Raw genomic sequence first — 25,059 nt, forward strand, 5'->3', positions numbered from 1 at the left:
ATGACATGATCGGATGTAGATTACTAAGCAATCTCAAACCGATGCTGGCCTAGCCAACCCGCATTCGCCTCTACCACATCTCCGGGCTGCAGGTACCGCGGGTTCGAACGTCCGGCCGCCAGAATGCGTTTCACCAAGAACGAAGCGGGCAACAATTTGGCCAGCATCCGTTTTGTACGGTTCACCTGAAATGTGACACCGGCTGGTGTGCCCGTCACAATCAAGTCGCCTGCATTCAACCGTCGATCCTTCGAAAAAGCCATCGTGTGCATCAGCAGTTCTCGTGGAGAATAGATAAGGCTGCTGGTTGGTTCGTGTTGCCGAACCTCGCCGTTTACCCGCAGTTCCAGTGTCACTTCAGGTAATTCTTCACGATACGCTTCATTTGGCACCCAGAGTTTATCTGCACAGGGGAAAAACCCATCGAAGCTCTTGCAGGCTGACCAGCAATGTAGCCGGTCTTCGCTCAACTGCCCCATCAACTGCACTGTTCGGGAGGTCACATCATTGGCCAAAAAATAGCCGATGCGCGGCAATGTCGCTCCTGCGCGCAAATCGTCAAACGTGCAGTCTTCCAGAATTTGAACACCAAGCTCGATTTCGTAATCGAGCATCGGACCGATCGCGTCTCTTAGCTCTTCAATTTGCGTCGCCAGTGTCGAATCCGCTGATTTCACGGCGGCGATGAGTTCGTCCTTCGTTGGCGTTTTTACGGTTCTCTGTTCAACGCAGGCTTTGCCCTGTTTCAGAAAGATGACCGGTTTGGAGGGTATGGGTTCCGCCGTCTCGCGGATGTGGTCAGAATAGGCCAATCCAAACGCATAGGCAAAATCTGAAGACGGTTGAAATTCTTCATATTTTCCGTTTTCGGAGGCAGGTGTCATTGAGACTCGCTTTCGTTCTGTGCTGCTTGCAGGGTCTTTTGAGTGAAAGCTATGCGACTGACAGCTGCAAAAGCAGTTTCGAAACGGTCGAAACCATGGTCATTTCAGCGCATTGCCTTGTGCTCAAATAAGGCCGACCACAGCGTGGTCCTTGAGCATTTGACGCGCCATGCCAGTCAAGTTGTCCAAAAGGAGAATGGACGCTACAGCGATACCTTCAGTTGTTCCTTTGAAGCGCAGTAAATCTGACCTGCTCCCCTGTGAAACCGCCATTTTAGTTAGCTCTGTTCAGCTGGAGGAGGTTTCTCGCAGCAAAGCCAACAAGTTGCACTCAACCTTCAGAACGGGCGGGCACCGAGGGTATCGCTCATCTCAGATCCGCGGGCGCCTTTTGAGGCGCTGTGTCATGAGTTTGACAGTTGGGTCTTGGAGAATGGGCGCAAACTGACGGTCGCGGGAATGGCCTGACCTTCGACCATGACGGCATATGTCCCGTCCGGGATCGCAGCCCGGTCATCTGTGTTGATAAAGCAGGTCCCGATCGCAGAACCCTGTGCATAGGCATAGGCACCGCTTGCGACGTAGCCGGCGACTTCTCCGTCTTTCAGTACAGGTTCATTGTGGTGCAGCAGGGGGCCTGCATCTTGCAGTTTGACATGACACAAGAAGGGGCCTTTTCCATTTGCCTTGCGGCTGACAAAGGCATCCCGCCCGATGAAGGGGATCGCCTTGTTGGGCTTGCAAACAAAGCCCAATCCGACCTGATGAGGTGCTTCGGTATAGGACATGTCATGCCCCCAATGCAGGAAGCCTTTCTCGATCCGCAGCGCATTCAGGGCTTCACCGCCAACCAGTTGCAGGCCAAGGGGCTCGCCCGCCAACCAGAGTGTCTCAAACACATGCTCTGCAAAGTCGGGCGTGATGAATATCTCCCATCCCACCTCGCCAGTGTAGGACAGGCGCTGTGCAAAAACAGGCGCGTGACCAATGTGGAAATGTTGCAGGCTGTTGAACGGGAAATCCGCATCCGACAGGTCAAGGTCGCTGACCGCAGCCAAGAGATCGCGCGACTTGGGGCCAGCGACCGACAAAACGGCATATCCGGATGTGGCATCGCGCAAGCGGAGGTCTTCGGCGCCCAGAACGTGTCTTTGCAGGTGATCGCGGTCGCGGCGGGTGTGCGAGATTGAGGACATGACCATGAAGCTGTCCGCTCCATGGCGGGCCACGGTGACGTCGCTTTCAATGCCGCCGCGTTCGTTCAGCATCAATGAATAGACCACCCTGCCGACAGGCACGTCGATGTCATTGGTGCAGATGCGTTGCAGGAAGTTCAGTGCATCCGGTCCTTCGACGATCAGCTTGCCCAGCATGGAGTAGTCGATCATCGCCACGCCTTCGCGGGCGGCCTTTTGTTCGGCTTGGGCGTGATCGAACCAACCGGGCCGGAAAAAGGAGTAATCGTACTCGGGCGTGACGCCCTCAGGCGCGAACCAGCCCGGGCGTTCCCATCCCTGCGCCTCGGCATAGACGGCGCCTTTTGCTTTCATGGCATGATAGAACGGCGTGCGGCGCAGGCCACGGGCGCTGGTCCGTTGGCGCCCCGGCCAATGCATCGCGTAGGTCAGCACCAGCGTTTCCGGGCAACGTTCCCGCAAATAGGGATCGCGGGACTGCCAGTCTTCGATCCGGGCCGGGTCCATCTCGGCCAGATCCATCGGTGGATGGCCTGCCATGATCCAGTCAGCCAGCGCCTTGCCCGCACCGGGGCCGGATTGAATGCCGGTCGAATTCACGCCAGCCAGAACATAGTATCCCTTGAGGTCCGGCGCCACACCCAGGGTGAAACGACCGTCGTGGGAATAGCTTTCCGGCCCGTTGAAGAACGTCCGGATGCCCGTTTCCTGGAGAATGGGCACGCGGTTCATACTGAGTTCCAGCACTTCCATCACGTCGTCTTCGACAAAGGGCAGGCTGTCGAATTCGAAGCTCTCCGGGATGCCGTCCTTTGCCCAGGCTTTGGCATGGAAATGCGCGAAGCCGAACAGCAGTTTGCCTGCGTCTTCTTTCCAGTAGGTGCCGTCACAATAGGAGCGCAGCACCGGCAGATCGCTGGGCAGATCGGGGATCGGTTCGGTCACAAGGTAGTAGTGTTCGCAGGCATGAAGCGGTACAGCGACACCGTTCTTGCGGCCCAGCTCACGTGCCCACATGCCACCGCAATTGACGACGACATCTGCGGTGATCGTGCCTTCATCCGTGCGCACGCCGGTGACTTTGCCGCCCTCCGTCAGAACTTCTTCGACCTTGATGCCTTCCCGGATCGTCGCGCCATACATTCGCGCGCCCTTGGCAAGGGCCTGTGTCAGATCAATGGGGTTGGCGGACCCGTCGGACGGCATGTGGATACCGCCCAAGACACCGTCGGCATTCATCAGCGGCCAGCGCTCCGCGATCTCGGCCGTCTCAAGGTAATGCGCTTCGATCCCGAACAGGGAGGCAAAATCGGCCTTGCGTTTCAACTCTGCCAGCCGTTCTTCGTTGACCGCGATTGAGATGGAACCGGATTGCCGAAAGCCGGGGTTCTGGCCTGTTTCGGCTTCGATTTCCTGCATCAGCTCCACGCCATAGCTGGCGAAGGCCGTGGTGGCATGGCTGCCCTGCAATTGCCCGACAAGCCCGGCGGCATGCCAAGTTGTGCCGCTGGTCAGAACCTTGCGCTCCAGCAGGATGACGTCCTTCCAGCCCGCTTTTGCCAGATGGTAGGCCACCGAACAGCCGTGAATGCCGCCGCCAATGATCACCACCTGTGCGTGGCTGGGGAGAGATTTGTTCATGCAGATTCCTGTCTAGGTGAGCGGGGCCGCAAAAAGGCGCCCTGCGTTTTGGGGGCCAGCCTCAAGGCCAGAAAGGCGCATCATATGCCAGGCCAGCGCCTGATTGCTGGAGATGACGGGTTTGCCGATGGCAGCCTCGGCTTGGGGAATGATCTGCAAGGCGCGCAAGCTGGTGCACGACACAAAGACCCCTTCGCAATCATCCCGCGCTCCGATCTGCCGGACCGCCTGCAAGATGCTGTCGCCAGTGATGCGCGCGACGGTGAAATCATCGGATTGGCCAAAGGTCGCAACCGCAGTGGTTTCATACCCGGCGTTTTGCAGGTTGGTCTGCATCTCAAGCGTGACATCCACTGGATAGGGCGTGACCAGTGCGATGCGTTTCAGCCCAAGTGCAGCCATTGCCGCTTTGGTGGCGCTGATTGGATTGGTCGTCTTTGCTTGTGGATGAACCCCGCGGATCAGGCTGTCGACCCGTTCCTCACCGATCATGGTCGCACCCGAGGTACAGGCATAGCCCACCACGTCAAATCCGAACGGTTCAGGCAAAAGTGCTGCGGTGTTCGGCAGATCAATCGCCATTTGGCGCAGGGTACCGGGGGACACTTCCATCGCATTCGGAATGCGCGCGGCGTAAAGGGCCACGTCCTTCTCCGGCCCCAGCATCTGCGCGAATTCGTGTTCGATGGTTTGGTCCGTTTGCAACACGATCAGCCCCAGACGCGCCCGCGCGCCGAGGCCCTCATCGGTGCGGAATTGGAGCGTCTCGACCGCGCCAGTCATCCCGCATCCGCCCCTTCCTGTTGTGCAAAGAAAGATGTTCCCTTCGGCACGGCAGGCAAAGCCATTTCGTATGGCGTGCATCGCACACGGCCACTTTCCTCACCGCGAACGAGTTCGTGCGTGAATCTGCTGGGCAGATGGTTCGGGCTGAGTTCAATCGCGTCCTCGGCATAGTAGGTCGTGATGTAGAGGGTGCGGGATTTCTCAGACAGGTTCGGCGCAGAACCGTGCAGCAGATTGGCGTGCATCAGGCAAACGGAACCAGCCTTGCCCGTGCATTTGACGATCTTGTCCCGCTGAACATCAATGATCGCTTCATCCACGGCACCGGTGAACACACCGTCATGCCAATGGGAATGGATTGGTCCCTTGTGGGTGCCGGGCAGCACCTCCAGCGGTCCGTTTTCCAACGTGACATCATCGATGAACAGCAATGCTGTGATCATGTCGTCATTTGTCATCGGCTCAAACGGAAAGTCCTGATGCCACTTCACCTGCGTCGCTGTACCCGGCAGTTTTGAATTCACTTTGCCGTGGTGAAACCGGATGGCCGGTCCGATGAGTGCGGCGCAGAAATCGACTGTGGCGGCGTTGCGCATGATGTTTGCAAAGACGGTTGAAACCTCTTCGGGCGATTGCACGCGGCGCAGACCGGGCGTGGCCGCGGTATGTCCGGGCTGCAAATCAAAACGAGGGCGCCCATCAAGGGTCTCTCCGTAGTCGTCGTCATAGGCGCGGCTTTCATCGACCCAACGTGCAAATTCGGCGCGCAGGTCATCCAGTTCGCCTGCGCTGACGGCGTCTTCCAAGACAATCACACCATCGCGCCAGAAGGTGTCTTTCTGTTCTTGCGTCAAAAAGTCCATGTCGAATTCCTTCTGTATAAACTGGTATATACCAGATGTGTTTGATGAAGTTAACAGGAAAGGATCGAGATCTGTCAACACAAAACAAAACGCTTGATCACTCTGGTATATACCAAATAGCATTTCGCTGACCGACGATTCGAGGGAGCGCAGTTTGTTGGACAAGCAGCGAAGCAAGGACGGCCGGGGCGATCCATCGTCCCGTCCCCGCTTTGTGCAGATTGCCGATGAAATCCGGGGCCAGATCGCAACGGGTGCCTTGAAGGAACACGATATCCTCCCGTCTGAGCGCAGCCTGTCTGAGCAATATGACGTCAGCCGGATGACGGGACGCCGGGCGCTGGAAGCCTTGGAAACCGAAGGGCTGGTCTACAGCGCCGACCGACGCGGGCGTTTTGTGTCGCCGCAGCGGCTCAAATACAATGTCAGCAACATGGTCAGCTTCGTCAGCACGGCACAGGCCGATGATGTTGACCTCAAGATCGAAGTTGTCGAGACGGTCGAAACAGTCGCAGACGGCAAGTTGGCCGCCCTTTTCGAACAGCCCGTGGGCAGCCCAATCATCGCCTACACCCGCCTTTTTCATTCAGGCGGCCATCCGATCTTTATCGAAACAGAGTATCTGGTTGCCGACCGGTTTCCCGGTTTCCTGCACTACGATCTGCGCCAGTCGACCACGCAGATCCTTGAGAGCAGCTTTGCCACGACCGCCAGCACCGGCGATATCGTCATCCGAATGCGCGGCGTAAAGACCGACGAAGCGCAGCTCTTGAGCATTTCCAACACCCACACCGTGATCGAGCTGGAACAGGTGATCCGCGACGAAGCGGGCGTGCCGTTCTGCTTTGGCCATCAGGTCTGGCGCGGAGAGATGGCCGAATTTTCGGCCCATGCGATTGTTGCCGGGCGCAGTGTCGGCAAGGTTTGAAGGACAGAGCGAAATGAACATGAACGCGCGCGCCCCTGAGCGGGGATTCAATCACGCCGAATTCAGCGCCCGCACGGCCAAGGCACAGGTGGCAATGGCGGCGTCGGGCCTCGCCGGCATGTTGCTGATGAGCGAGCAGGACGTGCGCTATTTCACCGGGTTTCAGACGTTGTTCTGGCAAAGCCCGACCCGCCCCTGGTTCGTTTTTGTGCCTGCGCAGGGCAAACCGGTTGCTGTGATCCCCGAAATCGGGGCCGAACTGATGCGCCGCAGCTGGATAGATGACATTCGCACATGGAGCGCCCCTGCCCCGCAGGACGATGGGATCAGCCTGCTCACAGACCTTCTGGGTCCCTTGTCCAAAACGGGGGCCAAAATCGGCGTGATGAAGGGGCACGAGACCAAGTTGCAGATGCCGCTGGGAGATTGGGAACGGTTGATGGCCGGGCTGCCGGGACTTGAGATTGCCGATGTGACCGGCCTTGTCCAAGGGCTGCGCATGGTCAAATCCGCCGCCGAGATCGAAAAACTTGCGCATATCTGCGCCATCGGTTCAGCGGCGTTTGCCAAAGTGCCGGAGGTCATTCACGCAGGGATGCCGTTGGAAGACGTGTTCCGCCAATTCCGCCTGACCGCGATCGGGAATGGTGCGGACGACGTGCCCTATCTTGTCGGTGCCGCTGATCAGGGCGGCTATGCCGACGTGATCTCTCCCCCGTCGCGGAGGCCGCTGCAAATCGGCGATGTGCTGATGCTGGACACAGGCTGCACCTGGGACGGATACTTCTGCGATTTTGATCGCAACTGGGCCATCGGACATGTCGGCGATGACGCCAAACGCGCCTATGACGTGCTGTGGCGCGCCACGCAGGCCGGGATTGACGCGGCAAAGCCCGGCAATAGCTGCCGTGATCTGTTCATGGCGATGTCAGCGGTTATCGCTGAAATGGACAGCTCCGGCGGCGATATCGGGCGCCTGGGACATGGGCTGGGCATGCAATTGACCGAACAGCCCTCCCATGCCGCTTTTGATAAGACAGAGCTGAAAGAAAACATGGTGCTGACCATCGAACCATCGCTGAGCTATGGTAACGGGCAGATGATGGTGCACGAGGAAAACATCGTTGTGAGCAAGGGTGCGGCACAGTTGCTTTCCACCCGCGCGGCGCCGGAGCTTTTGGTCTTAAAGTAGGCCCCTAGATGATATCCAGTGACACCTTCACGCGGTCCATGACGATGGAGGAGGTGAACTTGCTGACGTTTGACTCATCGAAGAAGTATTCCTGGGTAAATTCCTCGTATTCGGCAATGTCCTGAACGATCACGACCAAAATGAAATCGGCCTCTCCGGTCGAATAGTAGCACTGCTGAACCGCCGGGGCGGTGCGCATCCGGCGTTTGAATTCGTCAAGATGCCTGCGGCTCTCGCGTTCGAGCATGACCTGAACGATCACCGTCATGCCCCGACCCAGTTTTTCGGCCGAAAGAACTGCGATCTCCCGCTCGATCACGCCGGTTTCACGCAGCTTTTTCAGGCGTTTCTGCACGGCCGGTGGCGATAGCCCGATCTCAAAACCAATCGCTTCCGCTGTCAGTCGGGCATCGCTTTGAACCAGTTTCAGTATCTCAAGGTCTTTGTCATCCATGCGCTGATTTACGTCATCATATAAGCGCCACGCAACACATTTAGTCGCGATGTCGGATATTTTGACGAATTTCATCCCTGATGGCTTCTAAAGTGGAACTTATTCGTCGGGGGGAGGAACTCTGAAAACCTGTGTAGCACCGAACACTGCGGCAGAAGCCCCCCCCCCACTACAGCGCGCGCGTACACAAGATCAAAAACGAACGTCGCCGGTTTGGCGGACGTCACACACAACAATGGCACGGAGGAACAAAGTCCATGAAACTCAAGAATACCCTTATCGCAGGCGGCATCGCTGTCATCGCAACGGCAACGGCAGCCTTGGCAGGCCCCTTGCAGGATCGCATCGACGCCGGCGAGACAATCCGCATCGGCTTCGCAAACATTCCGCTTTGGGGATATCCGAATGAGGAAGGCAATGCAGATGGATTTACAAATGACATCGCGATCCAGACGCTTGCCAAAATGGGGCTCACAAACGTCGAAGCCGTCGTCACCGACTGGGGTGGTCTGATCCCGGGCCTGAAAGCAGAGCGTTTCGATATGATTACGGGCGGCATGTACATCCTCGGCTCCCGCTGTGAGAACGTGTCCTTCTCCGAACCGGTTGCCGCATCTGGCGATGGTATCTTGGTTGCCGCAGGCAACCCAAAAGGCATCAACAATTACACCGACATTCTTGATGGTGGCCATATCATGGTGACGGGCGCGGGATACAACACCGTTGAAGCAGCCCAGAACCTAGGGATCGCGGACAGCAACATCATGCAGGTTCCCGGCCCGACAGAAATGGTCGCGGCGATGAAGGCAGGCCGCGCAGATGCTGCGGTCCTGACCGACTTTGAAGCGCAGCATCTAGCAGCGGATCACGCGGAAATCGAACTGGCGGATTCATCGCAGATGGAAGAATGGAGCAAGAACTTTGCCGGGATCGGTTTTCGACATGAAGACAAAGACTTCCTTGCTGAATTCAACACAGCACTCGGTGCCTACATCGGCACGGACGAAATGATGGCGGTCGTCGGTGAGCATGAGTACACAAGCGTTCACTTGCCTGGTGACGTGACGGCGGAATGGGCCTGCGCCAACCGCTGAGTTCTGTCCGCCAACGGACCAAATGGCAGGCCCCACCGGGGGCCTGCCGCATTGCGTAACACCATCATTTCTGGGCATTCCTCATGAGCTTCTTTGAATTTCTGAGCCTTTACTGGCCGCGCCTGATGTCAGGCACGGGAGTAACTGCCGCTCAATTCCTGCTTGGCGCCATTCTGACCGTGGGTCTGGCGCTTGTGTTTGGCTTGATGAAAATGTCCCCGAACAGGGCGATCAAGGGATCCGCAGTTGTCTACATCGAGATATTTCGCGGCACCTCGCTTCTGGTACAGCTTTACTGGATTTTCTTCGTCCTGCCGCTCTTTGGTATAACGCTTGAGAAATTCACCGCCGGGTGGGTGGCCATCGGCCTGAATGCAGGTGCCTATGGCGCAGAGCTTGTGCGGGGCGGCATCATGTCCGTGCCGAAAGGCCAGTGGGAAGCGGCCACGGCCATCAACATGAGCCCGGCCCGCCGCATGTGGCGTATCATCCTGCCACAAGCCTTGGTGAACATGCTCCCGGCATGGGGCAATCTGATGGTCGAAATCCTCAAAGGGACAGCTCTGGTTTCATTGATTTCTGTCACCGACCTGATGTTTCAGGCCAAACAGATCAACGCCAGCACATATCTGTCAGCGCAGATCTTCGGCACTGCCCTAGTCATCTACTATATTCTGGCGCGCTTTCTGCTGACCCCTTTCATGCGCTGGCTTGAAGGTTTCATGGCCCGCAAACTGGGAAGGACATAACCATGTTTGACTGGTTGTTCATGGACGAATGGTTCCCGAAGTTTGACTGGCGCTGGGATTACACCTGGGAAATCCTGCCGCGCCTGATCGAGGCAACAGGCAACACGCTGATCGCGGCCGCTGCGGGCTATCTCATTGCCCTTGTGCTCGGTCTGGTCTTTGCCCTCGCCCAGCGAAGCCAGAGCCGGGTTCTGACCTTTGTGGTGCGCGAATTCGTTGAATTTGTCCGCTCCACCCCGCTTTTGCTGCAAATCTTCTTCATCTTCTACGTGGGACCACAGTTCGGCATCACGCTGAGCCCGTGGGTCTCGGGGATGATCGCCATCGGTCTGCACTATTCGTGCTATCTGTCCGAGGTTTACCGCGGCGGGCTGGATTCTGTGCCAAAGGGTCAATGGGAAGCGGCAACTGCTTTGAACATGACCACCGCGCAGACCTACAAACGCCTGATCATCCCGCAAGCGATCCCGCCCGCCATTCCGGGACTGGGCAACTATCTTGTCGGGATCTTCAAGGACACGCCCATGCTGTCAGTCATCGGCGTTGCCGAGTTGATCCATACGGCAAATGCCATCGGTTCAGAAACATGGCGCTATCTGGAGGCATACACCATCGTTGGTGTGATCTTTCTGGCGCTGTCGCTGCCTGCCGCAGGCCTTATTCGCGCATTTGAAGGTTTCGTGCGCCGCAAACTGGGAATGTAAGAAATGGAAGATTTGTCAGGTTTCCCCCTCAGGATTGATGGGGAGAACAGTCCAATGGTCAGCTTCAGGAAAGTGCGCAAGGCCTATGGATCACTGGTGGTTCTGGATGACCTTGATCTGGATGTTGCCGCCGGTGAAATGGTATCGGTGATCGGCCCGTCCGGGTCGGGCAAAACAACCGTTTTGCGGATGTTGATGACGTTGGAACAGATCAACGGCGGGGTCATCTATGTCGATGGCAAACCGCTCACGCACATGGAGAAGGGCGGCAAGTTGGTGCCCGCAACTGACAAGCATTTACGGGCCCGGCGCAGCGACATCGGCATGTGTTTCCAGCATTTCAACCTGTTCCCGCATATGACGGCGATCCAGAATTGCATGGAAGGGCCGGTGCAGGTTCTTGGCCTGTCCAAGGCCGAGGCGCGCGACCGGGGTGAGGAACTGCTCGAACTGGTGGGCATGGTCGATAAAAAGGACCAACACCCCTCGCGGCTGTCCGGCGGTCAGCAGCAGCGTGTCGCGATTGCCCGCGCTTTGGCGATGCGCCCCAAAGTGATGTTGTTTGACGAGGTAACCTCGGCGCTTGACCCGGAAGTGATTGGGGAGGTGACCAATGTTATTCGCAAACTGGTATCGGAACACAACCTGACCATGTTGATGGTGACACACCAGATGGGTTTCGCCCGCGATATTTCGGATCGGGTTTGCTTTTTCTACGGTGGCAAGATCGAAGAGCAAGGGCCACCCGCCGAGTTGTTCGGGAACCCGAAACGCGAGCGCACGCAGCAATTCCTGAGCGCGGTCAAAGAAGCCATCTGATCTTTCATCCCCACTTTCGGAGGGCGTTCGAATGTTCAAAGCCGGTGACGAAGTCACGTCCAAGGTCTGGAACCCTGTTCTGGACAACGGGCGCCATGATCGCGCGCAGCTTGGGTTCATCCTGATGTCGACCGATTTGGCGAGCGAGCAGGACTTCTTTGACATGGCCCCGCCGGGGGTTGGTATTCACATCACCCGGCTCAAGACCGAAGACTACACCACCCGTGAAACGCTTGCCCGGCACATTGAACACATGGCCGACGCCGCATCGCGGTTGCAGCCGGACATGAAACCCGAAGTGGTCAGCTATGGCTGTACAAGCGGGTCCATCGTCAACGGCGAAGAGGCTGTGTTTGAAGCCATCCAAGAGGGCGCGCCATGGGCAAGGCCGATGTGCATTGTGACAGGCGTGGTTGATGCCTTGCGGGCCGTGGGTGCGCAAAGGCTGGTGGTGGGCACGCCCTATCTCGATGAGATCAACACAGCCGAGGCAGAATTCCTTGTTCAGAAGGGTTTCGAGATCCTCGATATTCAGGGCCTCAATCTGGAAACGGGGATTGAGTTCGGGCAAGTTACCCCTGCCTTTTGGAAAGAGTTTGCCATCCAGATCGATCAGCCCGATGCCGACGCGGTCTTTTTGTCCTGCGGTGGCATCCGCGCGCTGGAAGTGGCGGATGAGATTGAACAGATCATCGGTAAGCCCGTGATCACCTCCAATCAGGCACAATTCTGGAGCTGCCTGCGGCGGGCGGGCATTGCCGACAAGCTCACAGGCTTTGGCCAGTTGTTTGATCAGCCCGGCACAGATCTATTACCTTAGTACCCTTCTGCCTTGTGGCCGAAGAAAACCTTGGTGATGTCTTCGCTGACGTCCCAGGTCACCCTTTGGCCATCCCGAACAAACAGAGTGTCGCCCGGTCCAAGGTCGATGGCGTCCCCGGTGTCATGCTGGATCAGTCGGCACTTTCCAGACAGGACAGTAAACAGTTCGTCGCCCTGTTCGGTGCAGGTGAGCGCGCCCTTTGTGCAATGCCAAATGCCATAGCGCGTCGTGTGCCCCGGACCGCCTGCATCAATGCGGCCATAGGTCTTTGGCGTGCCTTTCGCGATTACGTAATCGCTTTCCGGCGCGTCAAAGGACCAGAAGTCCAGCGGCCCGACATCGTCTCCGGGTTTGTACTTTGACATGTCTGTGCCTCCGCATCTTCGTGCAGGTCTGTCCTCACACCATCAGGCGGCCTCGTTACCCTGCATGATCATGTCGAATATGGCCTGATCCGTCACACCTTCGGACCCGATCAACAGAACCCGCGACGTGGAAGTAAGACCAAGCTTGTCAGCAAGGGACGTATCCCCCATCGCCGTGATCAAGGCAGCGAGACCCGCAACAGCGCTCTCCCCCGCTTCGATTGCCGTATCACTGCCAATTGGGTTGGCCAGCAACCGGACGGTCGGGGCAACCAATGCTTCCGGGATCGTCAGGTAGTCGGTGGCTTCCTCAGCAAGGATTTCCCAAGCAAGGCCCGAGGGTTCGCCGCAGGACAATCCAGCCATCAGGGTTTCTTCGGCAATGTCGACCTTTGTTGCCGCACCGGTCTTTGAGCTTTCGAACAGGCATGCGGCAAGTTCAGGCTCGACAATGATCGCGCGGGGGGAGGCATCGCCCCAATACTGCCGCAGCGCTGCAATCACCCCGGCGGCCAACCCGCCGACGCCGCCTTGCAGGAACACATGTGTCGGCGCCTGATCAAGTGCGTCGGAGATTTCCTGAACCATGACGCCGTAGCCGCTCATCACATCGCAGGGCGGCAGTGAATAACCGGGCCAGGAGGTATCAGAAACCACGAACCAGCCGTTTTTCTCAGCTTCTGTCTTGGAGACCACGACGGATTCGTCGTAATCCCCGTCAATCCGCACAACTTCGGCGCCCAGATCACGCATGGCCTTGGCACGGCCTTCGCTGACTTCGGCATGGATATAGATGCGGCAGGGCACGCCAAAACGTTTGCACCCCCAGGCAAGCGACCGTCCGTGATTGCCATCGGTTGCGGACACAAGCGTGATCGCCGCGCAGGCATCGGCGTAGACCCCGTTACGGATGTCGGCAAGGGACACATCCTTGCCCAGGCGTTTGGAAATCTCGCGCTGCAGCACCCGAAGGGCGGCATAGGATCCACCCAATGCCTTGAAGCTGCCAAGCCCAAACCGTGGGCCTTCGTCCTTATAGAGGATCTCACCTACGCCGATCTGGCTGGCGATTGCAGAAAGGGAGACAAGCGGCGTCGGCGCATAGCCGTCCCATGCCGTGATTTCCTGCTGTGCGGTCGCAAAACTCTCGGCTGTCAGGACACGATGCGCGGCATCTCCCTCAGTTCGTTTTGCAGCGACGTGCCGGATGTGCGCGTTGGGGAGGAGAGTGTTCATCATGTGGTCTTTCGTTTTGGCAGGCGGTCTTTCACAAGCTGCGCCCAAAAGGCGGCACCAAGGGGAAGAAGCGCGTCGTTGAAATCATAGTCAGCGGCATGCAGCGGTTGGCTGAACGGGGGTTCGGTGCCATTTCCAAGAAGCAGGAAACACCCCGGAACCGCCGCGCAGAAATGGGCGAAGTCTTCGGAGAAGCTCATCGGGGGACGGTTGCCGGTCGCCGCGAGGCCCGCGCTTCTTGCGGCCTGAACCACGGCGTCGGTCGGTCCGGGGGCATTGATGGTTTCGATAAACTCCGTCTTGAACGTCGTCCTGGCGCGTACACCGTGCGCGGCCGCAATGCCATCGACGATTTGACGCATGAAGCCTTCGACGTCCGCCCTGTCCTGTGGCAGCCGTGCCCGAACGTCGCCTTTCAGGATCGCTGTGCCCGGCAGGACGTTCCGCTGCCCATCTGTCAGAAACTCCGTCACGGACACAACCGCCCCGGCACCGGGGGCCAGCTTCCGCGAGACGATGGTCTGCAACGCCAGCACCACTTCCGCGCCGACCGTGATCGCATCAACACCGACCTGCGGCATGGAGGCATGGCCGCCCTGCCCTGTGATCTCGATCTCGAACAGGCTCTCACTCGCGCAGATTTGACCTGCGCGGGTAGACACTTCGCCCACTGGCGCACCGGGCAGGTTGTGGATGGCATAGACTTCGTCCAGTGGAAACTGTTCCAGAAGGCCGTCGTTGATCATCGCCTGCGCGCCCAGCCCATGTTCTTCGTTGGGCTGGAAGACAAAGACGACCTTGCCGTCAAAGTCAGGATCATTGGTCAGGAGTTCCGCCGCCCCCAAGAGCATCGTCATATGTCCGTCGTGGCCACAGGCATGCATCACGCCGGCGTTCTGCGAAACATAATCGTGGGTGCTGATCTCCTGAAGGGGCAGCGCATCCATATCGGCGCGCAGGCCGATGGTGCGATTGCCACCGCCGGACCGCAGAACGCCGACAACGCCGACGCCTTCATGCACTTCCACGCCAAGCGCGCGCAGGTGGTGCGCCACCTTGGCTTTGGTGCGTACTTCGTCAAATCCAACCTCCGGATCACGGTGAAAGGACCGGCGCAGGTCGGTCAAACCGCTCTGAAAAGAATCCATCTTAGTCTCTTGTATGATTTCCGTATGACATTAGGCCGAATGAGCAGGATTTATCATCAAAAGATCGCGGATCGGCGATGAAATCCTTCGCGTTTCTTCATCTTCTCGACGCTTTCCATAAGTTGCAATGCCGTTCTGTCCATTTCCGCTCTCTGCGTTGATCTGAGGCGGTGAATATGCGGTGCCGGAGAGGAAAAACTCAAGGGATACTGCCGCCTTGGATCACTAGATCCTACGATGCGCGAAACCCCCGATTTCCGCCCGATCGCAATCAATTTCGTCGCGCCCCGTCAGCAGATTGCGCTTTTTCCTCTTGAATCGCAGGTACCCTGACGAGGGTTATGCCAACGAAACAGGGGAAACGAGATGATTCCAGGGCTGGAAACCACGATCACGCACCAGGAAAGCTATGATCGCAACGTGGAGAGCTTGCACAGCCTTGGGGTTGTGCTGCCACGGATATCCGACCTGGCGGATCCCGCTGAAAAACTTGCTGGGAAAATGGTTGAAATCGCTGATGCGGCTCCCGATTCACCAGATGCACGCAACCTCTTCCGTGTGCACTGGCATAATGGGGCTGACCGCCGCAGCCTGGTGCCGGTGCCAGAGCATATCGTCCTCCCCGACGCTCTGACAGGTGTGAAAGCAAAGATTGTTGTTGCCTTGGGTAATCGGTTTCCGATGATCAACACGCATAAGGTTCTCGCGGCCTATGGCTGCCTGATCCCGCGTCTGATGTCGGGTGCTTTTGACGCCACCCGGCACCGGGCTGTCTGGCCTTCGACAGGCAACTACTGCCGCGGTGGTGTCGCCATTGCGACGGTGCTGGGCTGCCGGTCAGTCGCTGTTCTGCCCGAAGGGATGAGCCAGGAGCGGTTTGACTGGCTGAACCGCTGGCTGGCCGACCCAAATGACATTTACCGCACACCCGGCACCGAAAGTAATGTCAAAGAGATTTACGACGCCTGTCACACGCTGGAAAAAGATCCCGAGAACCTGATCCTCAACCAATTTGGCGAATACGGGAATTATGTCATTCACCGCGCCGTGACGGGACCGGCCTTGCAGCGCGTTTTCAGTCACGTGAATGCGGATGGTACGAAAACCGCGCGTGCCTTTGTTGCTGCAACGGGCTCTGCCGGAACACTGGCGGCAGGGGATCATCTGAAACAGGCGCTCGGCACTCAAACGGGTGTGATCGAGGCGCTGGAATGCCCAACGTTGCTGTATAACGGATATGGGGAGCACAACATCCAGGGCATCGGAGACAAACATGTGCCCCTGATCCACAATGTGATGGGGACTGATTTTGTCATCGGCGTGTCTGATGCCAGTTGCGACGGGCTGAACCTTGTCTTCAATACCTCAGCAGGCCGCGCCTTTCTATCGCAGCATCGGGGCCTGGCCCAGGAACAGATTGCGCAGCTGGGTGATCTTGGCCTGTCGTCCATTGCCAACATCATCGGGGCGATTAAATATGCCAAGTTCAATGATCTTGGCGCGGACGATGTGGTGCTGACTGTCGCGACAGATGGCGCGGACATGTATCACACCGAACTGACCATTGCCGAGGATCGGCGCTTTGACGGTCGCTTTGGCGAGGTGCAGGCAGCCGAGGCCTTTGGCCAGCACATGCTGGGCACCGGCATTGACCATACGCAGGAACTGGGCCGGTTCGACCGCGAGCGCATCTTCAACCTTGCCTACTACACCTGGGTCGAACAGCAAGGCACGTCGCTGGAGGCATTCGACCGCCGCCGCGATGCCTCGTTCTGGGATGGGTTGATGGATCTGGTGCCGGTTTGGGACGGTATGATTGACCGGTTCAACGCCGCGTAAAACTTCGGTCGAAGACATGCCCCTGACGGCCGCGCATTGGGGCGTCTACCGGACAGAGATCAAAGATGGCAAGCTCTGCGCTCTCCATCCGTTTGAGCGAGATCCCAACCGCTCTCCAATCGCGAATGGCTATATTGGCGTGTTGGATGACGACTTGCGGATTAATGCGCAAAGGGGCCCACCGCACACAGCTGCTTGATTTGTATCGAGAAGTTCCTGGGTCAAACAGAGCAACCTGAAGCCTATTGAGCAGGTTCAACGTTGCGGTCTTTTGTCCGCGAGCGACCGACCTGGACGTTTTTTCTGCGAGCCTCACTCGCCATGGCAACGGGGTTCGAACGAAAAAACGTTTGCTGAGAAAGTACTTTCCAAAAGGAACGGGTGTATCGATACATCGTCAGGCAAAGCTGAGTGCGGTCGCGCCGGCAAAACGTTTTGACGCATGTGTTGCGTCCAACCGCTGAAACCACCGACCAGCTTGCAATTCTTCTGTGCTGCGGCAAATGTCGAGTATCCTTCTAGCAACCCCAATTCTGGCATTCGCTTCGAAGCTACACTCATGAGGATCGCCATGAACCGCCGCCAATTTCTTGCCAGCGCTGCTGTCCTGGGATCGCTCCCTCGGCAATTGATTGCACAAACATCCATGTATCGCTTGCGGGCTGAAGAAGTGACCAGCCAGGTTCTGCCTGCGGGCGACGGAACGACGCGCATGTTGGGCTTTAACGGCACGATGCCGGGCCCCGAACTTCGTATACGACGGGGCGAGCGCGTGGCCATCGATGTTGAAAACAGGCTGAAGGAAGGTACAGCGGTTCATTGGCACGGCATCCGGCTAGAAAACAGCATGGACGGCGTGCCGGTTCTGACCCAAAAAGTTATCGATCCCGGTGATACCAAAACCTACAGCTTTGTGCCGCCTGACGCGGGCACATTCTGGTATCACTCTCATCATATTTCGCACGAACAGGTCGCACGCGGCATGATGGGGCCGTTAATCGTTGAAGAAGATGAACCCATTGATGTGGATCATGACATCACGGCTCTGCTCTCTGACTGGCGGATGGAACGGGATGGTACGTTGATTGAGGAATATGCAGACCGTCACAGCGTCGCCCATGCAGGGTACCTTGGCACATTTGCACGGGCGTTCTTTTCGCGCAGCGAAGTCAGTGTTGGGGATCGGATCAGACTGCGGCTCATAAATGCGGCCACGAACCGGATCTTTCCACTGGCCCTTAGCGGTGCGGCGGGTCGCATTGTTGCTTTGGACGGGATTGCCTTGTCCCAACCCCGCCCGATTGATCAACTCATGATGGCCCCTGCGCAACGGGTTGATCTGATCCTCGACGTGTCCGGACCGATCAAGCTGGACATGATGAGCAGGCAAGGCCCCTATGAACTTGGCGCTTTGGGAACTGCTGGAACAAATGACACGCGCCAACCTGCACCCATCGCTGCTTTGCCAGCACATGCAATTGCGGCGGCCGCTGATCCGGGCCAACATCTGACATTGCGCATGATGGGCGGTGCCATGGGAGGGCGTCACGGTGGAGACAACATCTGGGCCTTCAATGATGTATCTGATCTTCAGGCTGCGCCATTCAGTTCATTTAAGACAGGTGAGACGGCAAAGATCACGCTGGTCAACGACACATCCTTCCCGCATGGCATCCATCTGCATGGCCACCATTTCTATGAACTGGACGAAGAGGGTAACACCGGTGATCTGAGAGACACGACGCTCGTGTTTCCAAACCAGAGCCGCGATATTCTCTGCACCTTTGATAATCCGGGGAAATGGATGCTGCATTGTCATATGCTCAGCCATGCTGTTGGGGGAATGCGAACATGGGTCGATGTCGTGTGAAACGGTTGGTGACAGTTCTTCTTCTGTCCGGGACACCTGCATTCGCAGGCCATGAACTTTTTGATCGCGACCTCGTCGCAGGTCAAACCCTTTACCAGGATCACTGCGCAGCCTGTCATGGGGCCAACCTTGAAGGGCAGCCAGACTGGCGGGTACCGAATGATGACGGAACACTGCCAGCACCGCCTCACGACGAGACGGGGCATACCTGGCATCACGACAACCAACTTCTCTTTGAGTATACAAAGCTTGGTGGCCGCGGGGCGTTGGCAGCGCGAGGGGTCAGCGATTTCAACAGCGCAATGCCAGCTTTCGATGGCGTCGTAACCGATGATGAGGTCTGGGATATCCTGGCCTACATCCGCTCAACCTGGCCAGAGCGCGTGCAAGAGATACATGCCAGTCGCAATCCCAAGCACTAAGTGATTGCTCGGTAGCAGGATTCGTGGGTCAGGTTGATCTGCCCTGCACGTTCGGTCACCGTATCTTGGTGATGCCCTTCATGCAGCGCCGCGAGGGCGCGCTCTTTGGCGGAGCGCACCGCCGGGATCTCAGCATGTGCGCGATAGCGCTGAACTTGGGTTGCCAGATGATGGGCAAACTGCATGGAGACATCTTTTTCGTCCTGCGGGAGGCTCAAATCCTGATCGGACAATTGAGGAAACGCTGCAAAAGCAAACGACCCCGCAGTGCTCTGGGCCACTACCCATCGGCCCCGGAAACCGTCATCTCAATGGAACTCAGGCCGATCCTGCACCAACATTCGCTCAAGCGGCGCTGATCCGTCAGTGGAGCAGCCTGAGCCGATCCGCAGTTGCCTTCGTCATCACCCCTCCCCCGAACCAAAGCTGTCATGTACGTCTTGAAACACGTCATTGATGTGTGGTGATACTTATCAATGTAGATCAATGAGTGAGCGGGCAAGGTGCAGCGGCCTAGGTAGCAAACCTAGTGACTCTATGTAGGTCTCCCCACTATTTTCACCGCACTGTCAGAATTTTGCGTTTTCTAACAAAGCGCTAGAAAAAGAGATTGTTCAGGTCGCATATGTTTTTCTACACAAATTTAACCAAGATAGTCAGCATTGCTTCACTTATTGTCGCAGCGGGGTCACAGCATGGCTCTGCGCGATCGGTCGAGGAAATCCTGAATTCCGGGGTCTTGCGCGCCTGCGTGCCGACGGCCAACCCGCCGGATGGGGAAGTCATTCCCGAAGGATGCAAAGGGTATTGCCAATACGAAGGCATCATTGGCGATCTGGTGCAGACCTTTGCGGAAAGCCTTGATCTTACGCCTGAGTATTTCGTGCAAAGCTGGGATGAGCTCTTCCACAACGCGGATGGTGTGACCCACAAAGAAGCCAGCTACACCCCCATCGCACTTGAAAAGCAGCAATGCGATATGGTCGGGGCTGTGATGGTCGCGCTGGATTGGCGTCTCCAAAAGATTGACATGGACTGCTTCCTGCCAAGTCGGATGATGGTCGTGTCGCGCAAGGACCGCCAGCATGAATTCAAGTCTGCCGAAGACTTGGCCGGGCGGACTGTTTCGGTTGAACAGAACATGTATTTGCATACATGGATAGAAGACCAAAACGCAGGGCCCTTCCAAGACAACCCAATCGAGATTCAGTTCCGCCCCTATGATCAGTCCATTCCCGCTGTTGATGCGGGCGATGTGGATTTCACGGTCGTTTCGGTTCTGGATGCGCTGTATCAGACGCGGCATTTCTCTGAAGACAGTGCAGCAGCCTTTGCCGTTGGTCCCATCAACGAGGGCTGCTGGGGGTATCGCAAGGGCGATACGGAAATGGGTGCGCTGATCGAGGCGTTCTTTGACAAGCAAACCGTAGACCCGAAATCGGAATTGAACGCTGTATGGGAGCGGTATTATGGCATCTCGTTCAGCAGCTTCGTCCGATTGGTAAGTTCGATCCAATGATGTCGCGCACCCTCATGGTTCTATGGCTCGGGCTTGTATTGACCACCCCGGCCGAAGCAAGAACACTCGCTGAAATCGAGGCGCGCGGGGAACTGCGCGTTTGTTTTTCTGCAATCGAACCTGCGTTGGTGCGGGTTGAGCCCGAAGGATGCACCGTCAACTGTCAGTATGCAGGTTTGCTGGTGGATCAGGTCGCGCTTTTCGCCGACACGCTGAATGGCATTTCGGTTGTGCCCAAGTCAGTGTCGTGGAGCGATCAATTCTCGGATGAAACCGGACAAGTCCAGCGTGAAGAAAGCTATTTGCCGGAACTGCTGGCATCTGGGGCATGTGATCTACTGGTTTCAAATCTTGCGCGTTTGCCGTGGCGCCTGCGTAAGATGGATATTGTGCCGCTTTTTGAAAGTCGCATGATTGCCATTGTCAGAGCGGATCGACAGTCCGAGTTTACGACGTTGGACAGTTTTGCGGGAAAATCAGCAGTGGTGTCGCTCGAGTCGTCTTTCCACACATGGTTGCTTGAGCGGAACATGGAGGAATTTACAGGGAATCCGGTCGAGGTTGTGCCGCTCGACGGACGTGTTGCGCTTGATCTCGTGTTTCAAGACAAGGTTGATTTCACGTTGACTGATGCCGATATCGCCGTGCTCTCAATTCCCGCTTACGGCGCGGATCTGGTGCCTGCTTTTGCCGTCGGACCGGTTCAGGAATTGGGATGGGGGGTCGATCCCGCAGATAAGGAATTGCGCGCCGCCATAGAGATGTTTTTTGCCGATCAAAAACCTGATCCAAGATCCGCGCTGAACCGCGCGTGGCAACAGCATCTGGGCGTGACGATTCCCGAGTTTGAGGCCCTGGTCAACGCGTTGCCCGGCACACAGGCTGCGGATGGATCGGGTACGAATGGCGACTAAGGGCAATGGCCTCGCGGCATTCAGCAGGTCGCTCAGGGTCAAATTGATCATTTGGACATGTGTGATCCTTGCGGTGGTGGTGGTCGGTCTGACAACACTGATCGCCCGAAATGCATCGCGCTTACTGGAAACACAAACGGCTGCGCAATTGACACAATTGACAGCACAAAGCGCCCGCGCGGTGTCTGATTTTATCGAAGCGCGCGAACGCACAGTGGATTTATGGGCAGTCGATTCTCTGATGTTGTCGGTCGCACGTGACCCGGGTTTGCGCGCCGTCTTCTTGCCCGGACTTTCAGGGTATCTGAGCAGCTACGCGGAACGCGAGCCATGGATTGCCGATATTCTGCTTGTAGAGAACCGGTTGCCGATCTTTTCCCTGTCAGGTCGCGAGAATGTCATTGCTGACCCGAAGGCCCTGTTCACTTTGACAGACACGGCCTCCAAAGCGCAGAGGCTTGTTCGGGTTGTTGGTCAGGAGCACGCGCATCTGGCTATCCGCCGTCAGGCATCAGATCGGGGGCAACTGCTGGACGGCGTCTTTGTGATCCTGCTGCTTGATCCCAAGGTCATTCAGGCCGAGCTTTTGTCAGACACCAGCCCCAGCTCGTCAGGGTTTGTCGCGCTGCTGTCGGATCGTGGTCAACCACTGGTCGAACTGCCCGTTGCACTCGGAGAGTTGCCCGAACCGAAGGCAGCGATGGATGTTGTTTCAAACGATGATTACCTGATCGAACGCCATGTCGTCTCAGACAGCCCGATCTACGTCATGGGCGTCGCTGCCCGGTCAGATATCGAAGCGCCCGTCAATAGACTGATCTATTTCTCAGTCCTGCTGGGCCTTGCTGCAATCCTCACCGGGCTTGGCGGGACGCTTTACTTCACCGGGCGGGTGACTGCACCGATACGTAAACTGACAGACGATGCACGCGCCATAACAGACCTGCGATTTGGCGGTAAGTTGTTGAGCAAGCTGCGAGAGGACCTGCCACATCAGGACGAAGTGAGCGAGTTGGCAGCGGTGTTTGATCTGTTGGATCGGACAACCGAAGAACTGACGGAGGCCAACAGTCTTCTTGAAACCCGTAACGCGGATCTTGATGAAACACGCAGATCGCTGCGCACCAACCTTGACCGGCTTGAGTTAGAAATGGATGCCGCAAGGCGCTTGCAACTCAGCATGGTCGCACCGGACCGCGTGTTGCGCAAACTGACCCCATCGGTACATGCCGTTGGTTTAATGGAGCCCGCGCGTGAGGTCGGTGGGGATTTCTATGACAGCTTTTTGCTGGATGTCGACACAGTCGTTTTCTTCATCGGTGACGTTTCCGACAAAGGCACCGCATCAGCGCTCTTGATGTCGCGAACGGTGAGCCTTGTGCGTTTTGCAGCACAGCAATTTGTTGAATTGAGGAAATGTGTGCCACAGCCTTCGGATGTCCTGGCGCAGGTGAATGCGGAATTGTGCAAAAGTAATTCCACCCGCATGTTCGTGACACTCTACCTTGGGATTCTGAATACGAACACCGGCGCCGTATCCTATTGCAATGCAGGGCATATCAGCCCGATCGTCTGCACCGATCACGGTGTTCGGCAGACATCGCAGGATATCCCTGACCTGCCGCTGGGCGTTCAGGCGGGCGCATCATACGACACCCATACAACGCAGTTGCAGGCAGGGGATAGATTGGTGCTGTATACCGATGGCGTGACCGAGGCAGAGGACGAGGGTCGCACGTTCTTTGGTGTGGATCGCCTGATGGAGGTCCTGTCATCAGCGCGTTCCACGGATATGCCAACGATGCTCAAATCAGTCCGCCAACAGCTGAGCGTTTTTGTTGGCGATGCGGAGCAATTTGATGACATTACATTGCTGATCATAGGTTGGGAGCCTATGGGCTAGGCCCCGCTACGCGTTCATTCTCGTACCTGTTGATGGCAGGAGAGTACCGTGTTGACCACTACATTTGCTGGAATGCTGGCTGGATTTGGCCTCTTTTTCGTGGGCGTTTGGACGCTGACCGACAACCTCAAGCGAATGTCAGGCAGACGTCTCAGGCAGGCCGTTTTGACATACACGCGCCACCCTCTTCAGGGTCTTTTCTGGGGCACGGTTGTCGGAGCAATGGCACAGAGCTTGTCGGCTGTGGTTTTCATACTTGTTGGAATGATCTCAGCAGGCCTCCTGAGCATGCGTGTCGCCATCCCTATACTGGCAGGGGCAAACATCGGGTCTTCGATGCTGGTCTTTCTGTCCACCATAAATCTTGATCTTACTGTGCTCCTGGTTCTTGGCATCAGTGGAATAATCATGACGTTGATAGACCGTGAATGGCTGCGCCCAATCATGCACGGGTTGTTTGGCCTGGGTCTCCTGTTTCTGGGCATTGGATTTATTCAGACAAACGCAGCGCCCTTAATCCAGCAGCCATGGATTGAAGGCTTTTTTGGCGGATCAGGTGGATCTTATGTGACCATCTTCTTTTTGGGCACCTTGCTGTGTGTGATCGCCCAATCCGTGGGGGCAGTTACGATTCTGGCGATTTCGTTAGGTCAGGCAGGTGTCTTGAACACTGACATGACAATTCTGGCCATTTACGGTGCCAACCTCGGCTCCGGAGTCGTCACGTTCATGCTCAGCGTCAACCTTCGCGGATCGATCCGCCAGATCGCATTGTTCCAGATTGTGTCGACCAATGTGCTTGTCACTGCCGTTCTCGTGGTGCTTTGGATTATCGAAGTGATGTTTGCAGTTCCGCTCGTCAAAGCGTCTTTGACTGTCTTGTCGGGCACCTTTGAAGGCCAGATGGCATTTCTCTACCTGTATCTCTGCTTGCCCATTCTCGGCTCATTGTTCTGCCTCACTTGGCTGGAGCGCACCCTTGCGCGCATATCGCCGCCGACGCAAACGGAGAAAGATGCCCAGCCGAACTTCATCATCCATGCGCCTGTGTCTGACGTAGATGCCGCATTGCAGGCCGCACAGCATGACCAAAACCGGCTGATGACTTATCTGGGGAAGTACTTTGACCTTCTTGAAGTGCCACAGGAAGGGATCAGCAATGCCTCAGTTTCCGAATCCTTCACCACTTTGAGCACGGAAATCGATTACTATCTGGATGACCTCGGGCACGAGGCGTTGTCACCAAGGCAATTCGATCAGCTGAACAAGATCGTCTATCGCCAACGGGTTCTGCGATCCCTTGCAACAACTGTTGCCGATTGCACGCGCCTTTTGAGCATAGAGCCGGGGTCGGCGGGCATGGCGAGATTTGTCAAATTACTGCGCACCAGCCTTGAAACGACGCTGCTGACTGCTGAAAGCGCATATATCGGGACACACAGCCGCGACCTTGAACGCCTGGCGAATATGGTCGGTGACCGCAGCGATGTACTGAGCAAGTTGCGCTATGCCTATCTGACCAAGCATGTGGTCGAAAACCGGCAGGAACGGATGCGTCTGGTCCAGATGACTGTCACGGCAGAGCGTATCTTTTGGGGGCTGGATATGTTGCGCAAGACATTTCAATCGACTGGCAAGGTACCGGAACTTGAATTCAGAAGCGTGCAATTGGCATAAAGGCGTCTGCAAAGCGCGTTTGGTGCAACGCGG

The 25,059-nt window shown here is 56.9% G+C and carries 24 protein-coding genes and 1 pseudogene; 16 read left to right on the forward strand and 9 right to left on the reverse strand.

What is annotated here, in order from left to right; translation table 11 throughout:
- Window positions 1–23: 23 nt before the first annotated feature.
- From Q1A91_RS19215 to Q1A91_RS19230, 4 genes are all read right to left on the reverse strand, one after another.
- Window positions 24–884 carry a fumarylacetoacetate hydrolase family protein gene (locus tag Q1A91_RS19215; protein ID WP_299881497.1) on the reverse strand — a complete coding sequence of 287 codons (861 nt, stop codon included), beginning with the start codon at window positions 882–884 and terminating at the stop codon, window positions 24–26.
- A 404-nt stretch (window positions 885–1,288) separates the two neighbouring features.
- Window positions 1,289–3,721, reverse strand: coding sequence for an FAD-dependent oxidoreductase (locus tag Q1A91_RS19220; protein WP_299881500.1), 2,433 nt, complete (start codon window positions 3,719–3,721; stop codon window positions 1,289–1,291).
- Window positions 3,722–3,733: 12 nt separating this feature from the next.
- Window positions 3,734–4,504, reverse strand: coding sequence for an Asp/Glu racemase (locus tag Q1A91_RS19225; protein ID WP_299881503.1), 771 nt, complete (start codon window positions 4,502–4,504; stop codon window positions 3,734–3,736).
- Entirely contained in the window at window positions 4,501–5,370 is an 870-nt protein-coding gene (locus Q1A91_RS19230) for a phytanoyl-CoA dioxygenase family protein (protein ID WP_299881506.1), read from the reverse strand. Before Q1A91_RS19230 ends, Q1A91_RS19225 begins: the two co-directional genes overlap by 4 nt.
- A gap of 157 nt (window positions 5,371–5,527) precedes the next feature.
- Here Q1A91_RS19230 and Q1A91_RS19235 point away from each other — a divergent pair, with 157 nt between their 5' ends.
- Window positions 5,528–6,298, forward strand: coding sequence for a GntR family transcriptional regulator (locus Q1A91_RS19235; RefSeq protein ID WP_299881509.1), 771 nt, complete (start codon window positions 5,528–5,530; stop codon window positions 6,296–6,298).
- A gap of 19 nt (window positions 6,299–6,317) precedes the next feature.
- Entirely contained in the window at window positions 6,318–7,490 is a 1,173-nt protein-coding gene (locus Q1A91_RS19240; RefSeq protein ID WP_299881941.1) for a Xaa-Pro peptidase family protein, read from the forward strand.
- A 4-nt stretch (window positions 7,491–7,494) separates the two neighbouring features.
- Here the strand turns inward: Q1A91_RS19240 and Q1A91_RS19245 are convergent, their stop codons facing one another.
- On the reverse strand, window positions 7,495–7,944 hold the full coding sequence (locus Q1A91_RS19245) for an Lrp/AsnC family transcriptional regulator (RefSeq protein ID WP_299881512.1): 450 nt from the start codon (window positions 7,942–7,944) through the stop codon (window positions 7,495–7,497).
- A gap of 257 nt (window positions 7,945–8,201) precedes the next feature.
- Between Q1A91_RS19245 and Q1A91_RS19250 the strand changes: the two genes are divergently transcribed.
- The 5 genes from Q1A91_RS19250 to Q1A91_RS19270 all read left to right on the forward strand — a co-directional run bounded on the left by Q1A91_RS19250 (window position 8,202) and on the right by Q1A91_RS19270 (window position 12,130).
- Window positions 8,202–9,038, forward strand: a complete 837-nt coding sequence (locus tag Q1A91_RS19250) for a transporter substrate-binding domain-containing protein (protein ID WP_299881515.1) — start codon at window positions 8,202–8,204, stop codon at window positions 9,036–9,038.
- An 83-nt stretch (window positions 9,039–9,121) separates the two neighbouring features.
- Window positions 9,122–9,787, forward strand: a complete 666-nt coding sequence (ehuC, locus tag Q1A91_RS19255; protein WP_299881518.1) for an ectoine/hydroxyectoine ABC transporter permease subunit EhuC — start codon at window positions 9,122–9,124, stop codon at window positions 9,785–9,787.
- A 2-nt stretch (window positions 9,788–9,789) separates the two neighbouring features.
- Window positions 9,790–10,491 (forward strand): ectoine/hydroxyectoine ABC transporter permease subunit EhuD, encoded by a 702-nt coding sequence (gene ehuD, locus Q1A91_RS19260; RefSeq protein ID WP_299881521.1) that lies wholly within the window; start codon window positions 9,790–9,792, stop codon window positions 10,489–10,491.
- 3 nt (window positions 10,492–10,494) lie between these two features.
- Window positions 10,495–11,310, forward strand: coding sequence for an ectoine/hydroxyectoine ABC transporter ATP-binding protein EhuA (gene ehuA, locus Q1A91_RS19265; protein WP_299881523.1), 816 nt, complete (start codon window positions 10,495–10,497; stop codon window positions 11,308–11,310).
- 31 nt (window positions 11,311–11,341) lie between these two features.
- Window positions 11,342–12,130: an arylmalonate decarboxylase gene (locus Q1A91_RS19270; RefSeq protein ID WP_299881526.1), complete on the forward strand. Its 789-nt coding sequence runs from the start codon at window positions 11,342–11,344 to the stop codon at window positions 12,128–12,130.
- On the opposite strand, the gene Q1A91_RS19275 is transcribed toward Q1A91_RS19270, so the two are convergent.
- The 3 genes from Q1A91_RS19275 to Q1A91_RS19285 are packed head-to-tail and all read right to left on the reverse strand — an operon-like array spanning window position 12,127 to window position 14,882.
- Window positions 12,127–12,498, reverse strand: coding sequence for a cupin domain-containing protein (locus Q1A91_RS19275; protein ID WP_299881529.1), 372 nt, complete (start codon window positions 12,496–12,498; stop codon window positions 12,127–12,129). The two genes, Q1A91_RS19270 and Q1A91_RS19275, sit on opposite strands and share 4 nt — an antisense overlap.
- Window positions 12,499–12,540: 42 nt before the next feature.
- Window positions 12,541–13,734: a diaminopropionate ammonia-lyase gene (locus Q1A91_RS19280; RefSeq protein WP_299881532.1), complete on the reverse strand. Its 1,194-nt coding sequence runs from the start codon at window positions 13,732–13,734 to the stop codon at window positions 12,541–12,543.
- On the reverse strand, window positions 13,734–14,882 hold the full coding sequence (locus tag Q1A91_RS19285; RefSeq protein WP_299881534.1) for an amidohydrolase: 1,149 nt from the start codon (window positions 14,880–14,882) through the stop codon (window positions 13,734–13,736). Before Q1A91_RS19285 ends, Q1A91_RS19280 begins: the two co-directional genes overlap by 1 nt.
- A gap of 366 nt (window positions 14,883–15,248) precedes the next feature.
- On the opposite strand from Q1A91_RS19285, the gene Q1A91_RS19290 reads away from it, so the two are divergent.
- The 5 genes and pseudogenes from Q1A91_RS19290 to Q1A91_RS19310 all read left to right on the forward strand — a co-directional run bounded on the left by Q1A91_RS19290 (window position 15,249) and on the right by Q1A91_RS19310 (window position 19,013).
- A complete protein-coding gene (locus tag Q1A91_RS19290; RefSeq protein ID WP_299881536.1) occupies window positions 15,249–16,721 on the forward strand; it encodes a pyridoxal-5'-phosphate-dependent protein subunit beta in 1,473 nt (490 codons plus the stop codon).
- Window positions 16,722–16,737: 16 nt separating this feature from the next.
- Complete coding sequence (locus tag Q1A91_RS19295) at window positions 16,738–16,920, forward strand: hypothetical protein (protein WP_299881538.1); 183 nt, start codon at window positions 16,738–16,740, stop codon at window positions 16,918–16,920.
- 99 nt (window positions 16,921–17,019) lie between these two features.
- A pseudogene (locus Q1A91_RS19300) lies at window positions 17,020–17,185 on the forward strand (IS30 family transposase); the annotation flags it as partial.
- A gap of 14 nt (window positions 17,186–17,199) precedes the next feature.
- Window positions 17,200–18,591 carry a multicopper oxidase family protein gene (locus Q1A91_RS19305; protein WP_299881540.1) on the forward strand — a complete coding sequence of 464 codons (1,392 nt, stop codon included), beginning with the start codon at window positions 17,200–17,202 and terminating at the stop codon, window positions 18,589–18,591.
- Window positions 18,592–18,599: 8 nt separating this feature from the next.
- Window positions 18,600–19,013 carry a cytochrome c gene (locus Q1A91_RS19310; RefSeq protein WP_299881543.1) on the forward strand — a complete coding sequence of 138 codons (414 nt, stop codon included), beginning with the start codon at window positions 18,600–18,602 and terminating at the stop codon, window positions 19,011–19,013.
- Here the strand turns inward: Q1A91_RS19310 and Q1A91_RS19315 are convergent.
- Window positions 19,010–19,294 carry a hypothetical protein gene (locus Q1A91_RS19315; protein WP_299881546.1) on the reverse strand — a complete coding sequence of 95 codons (285 nt, stop codon included), beginning with the start codon at window positions 19,292–19,294 and terminating at the stop codon, window positions 19,010–19,012. The two genes, Q1A91_RS19310 and Q1A91_RS19315, sit on opposite strands and share 4 nt — an antisense overlap.
- Window positions 19,295–19,638: 344 nt before the next feature.
- Here Q1A91_RS19315 and Q1A91_RS19320 point away from each other — a divergent pair, with 344 nt between their 5' ends.
- The 4 genes from Q1A91_RS19320 (at window position 19,639) to Q1A91_RS19335 (ending at window position 25,026) form a co-directional block, all read left to right on the forward strand.
- Window positions 19,639–20,532: an ABC transporter substrate-binding protein gene (locus Q1A91_RS19320; protein WP_299881549.1), complete on the forward strand. Its 894-nt coding sequence runs from the start codon at window positions 19,639–19,641 to the stop codon at window positions 20,530–20,532.
- A complete protein-coding gene (locus Q1A91_RS19325; protein ID WP_299881552.1) occupies window positions 20,469–21,446 on the forward strand; it encodes a transporter substrate-binding domain-containing protein in 978 nt (325 codons plus the stop codon). Before Q1A91_RS19320 ends, Q1A91_RS19325 begins: the two co-directional genes overlap by 64 nt.
- A gap of 283 nt (window positions 21,447–21,729) precedes the next feature.
- Window positions 21,730–23,349 (forward strand): SpoIIE family protein phosphatase, encoded by a 1,620-nt coding sequence (locus Q1A91_RS19330; protein ID WP_299881555.1) that lies wholly within the window; start codon window positions 21,730–21,732, stop codon window positions 23,347–23,349.
- A 48-nt stretch (window positions 23,350–23,397) separates the two neighbouring features.
- Entirely contained in the window at window positions 23,398–25,026 is a 1,629-nt protein-coding gene (locus Q1A91_RS19335) for a Na/Pi symporter (protein ID WP_299881558.1), read from the forward strand.
- Window positions 25,027–25,059 lie beyond the last annotated feature (33 nt).

This window comes from uncultured Sulfitobacter sp. (genome assembly GCF_947500075.1).
Classification (GTDB): Bacteria; Pseudomonadota; Alphaproteobacteria; order Rhodobacterales; family Rhodobacteraceae; genus Sulfitobacter.

Bases quoted from the DNA above. Each gene is read 5' to 3' on its own strand.
- Q1A91_RS19215 (WP_299881497.1), bottom strand. From the start codon at position 884: ATGACACCTGCCTCCGAAAACGGAAAATATGAAGAATTTCAACCGTCT.
- Q1A91_RS19220 (WP_299881500.1), bottom strand. From the start codon at position 3,721: ATGAACAAATCTCTCCCCAGCCACGCACAGGTGGTGATCATTGGCGGC.
- Q1A91_RS19225 (WP_299881503.1), bottom strand. From the start codon at position 4,504: ATGACTGGCGCGGTCGAGACGCTCCAATTCCGCACCGATGAGGGCCTC.
- Q1A91_RS19230 (WP_299881506.1), bottom strand. From the start codon at position 5,370: ATGGACTTTTTGACGCAAGAACAGAAAGACACCTTCTGGCGCGATGGT.
- Q1A91_RS19240 (WP_299881941.1), top strand. From the start codon at position 6,318: ATGAACGCGCGCGCCCCTGAGCGGGGATTCAATCACGCCGAATTCAGC.
- Q1A91_RS19245 (WP_299881512.1), bottom strand. From the start codon at position 7,944: ATGGATGACAAAGACCTTGAGATACTGAAACTGGTTCAAAGCGATGCC.
- Q1A91_RS19250 (WP_299881515.1), top strand. From the start codon at position 8,202: ATGAAACTCAAGAATACCCTTATCGCAGGCGGCATCGCTGTCATCGCA.
- ehuC (WP_299881518.1), top strand. From the start codon at position 9,122: ATGAGCTTCTTTGAATTTCTGAGCCTTTACTGGCCGCGCCTGATGTCA.
- ehuD (WP_299881521.1), top strand. From the start codon at position 9,790: ATGTTTGACTGGTTGTTCATGGACGAATGGTTCCCGAAGTTTGACTGG.
- ehuA (WP_299881523.1), top strand. From the start codon at position 10,495: ATGGAAGATTTGTCAGGTTTCCCCCTCAGGATTGATGGGGAGAACAGT.
- Q1A91_RS19270 (WP_299881526.1), top strand. From the start codon at position 11,342: ATGTTCAAAGCCGGTGACGAAGTCACGTCCAAGGTCTGGAACCCTGTT.
- Q1A91_RS19275 (WP_299881529.1), bottom strand. From the start codon at position 12,498: ATGTCAAAGTACAAACCCGGAGACGATGTCGGGCCGCTGGACTTCTGG.
- Q1A91_RS19280 (WP_299881532.1), bottom strand. From the start codon at position 13,734: ATGAACACTCTCCTCCCCAACGCGCACATCCGGCACGTCGCTGCAAAA.
- Q1A91_RS19285 (WP_299881534.1), bottom strand. From the start codon at position 14,882: ATGGATTCTTTTCAGAGCGGTTTGACCGACCTGCGCCGGTCCTTTCAC.
- Q1A91_RS19290 (WP_299881536.1), top strand. From the start codon at position 15,249: ATGATTCCAGGGCTGGAAACCACGATCACGCACCAGGAAAGCTATGAT.
- Q1A91_RS19295 (WP_299881538.1), top strand. From the start codon at position 16,738: ATGCCCCTGACGGCCGCGCATTGGGGCGTCTACCGGACAGAGATCAAA.
- Q1A91_RS19320 (WP_299881549.1), top strand. From the start codon at position 19,639: ATGTTTTTCTACACAAATTTAACCAAGATAGTCAGCATTGCTTCACTT.
- Q1A91_RS19325 (WP_299881552.1), top strand. From the start codon at position 20,469: ATGGGAGCGGTATTATGGCATCTCGTTCAGCAGCTTCGTCCGATTGGT.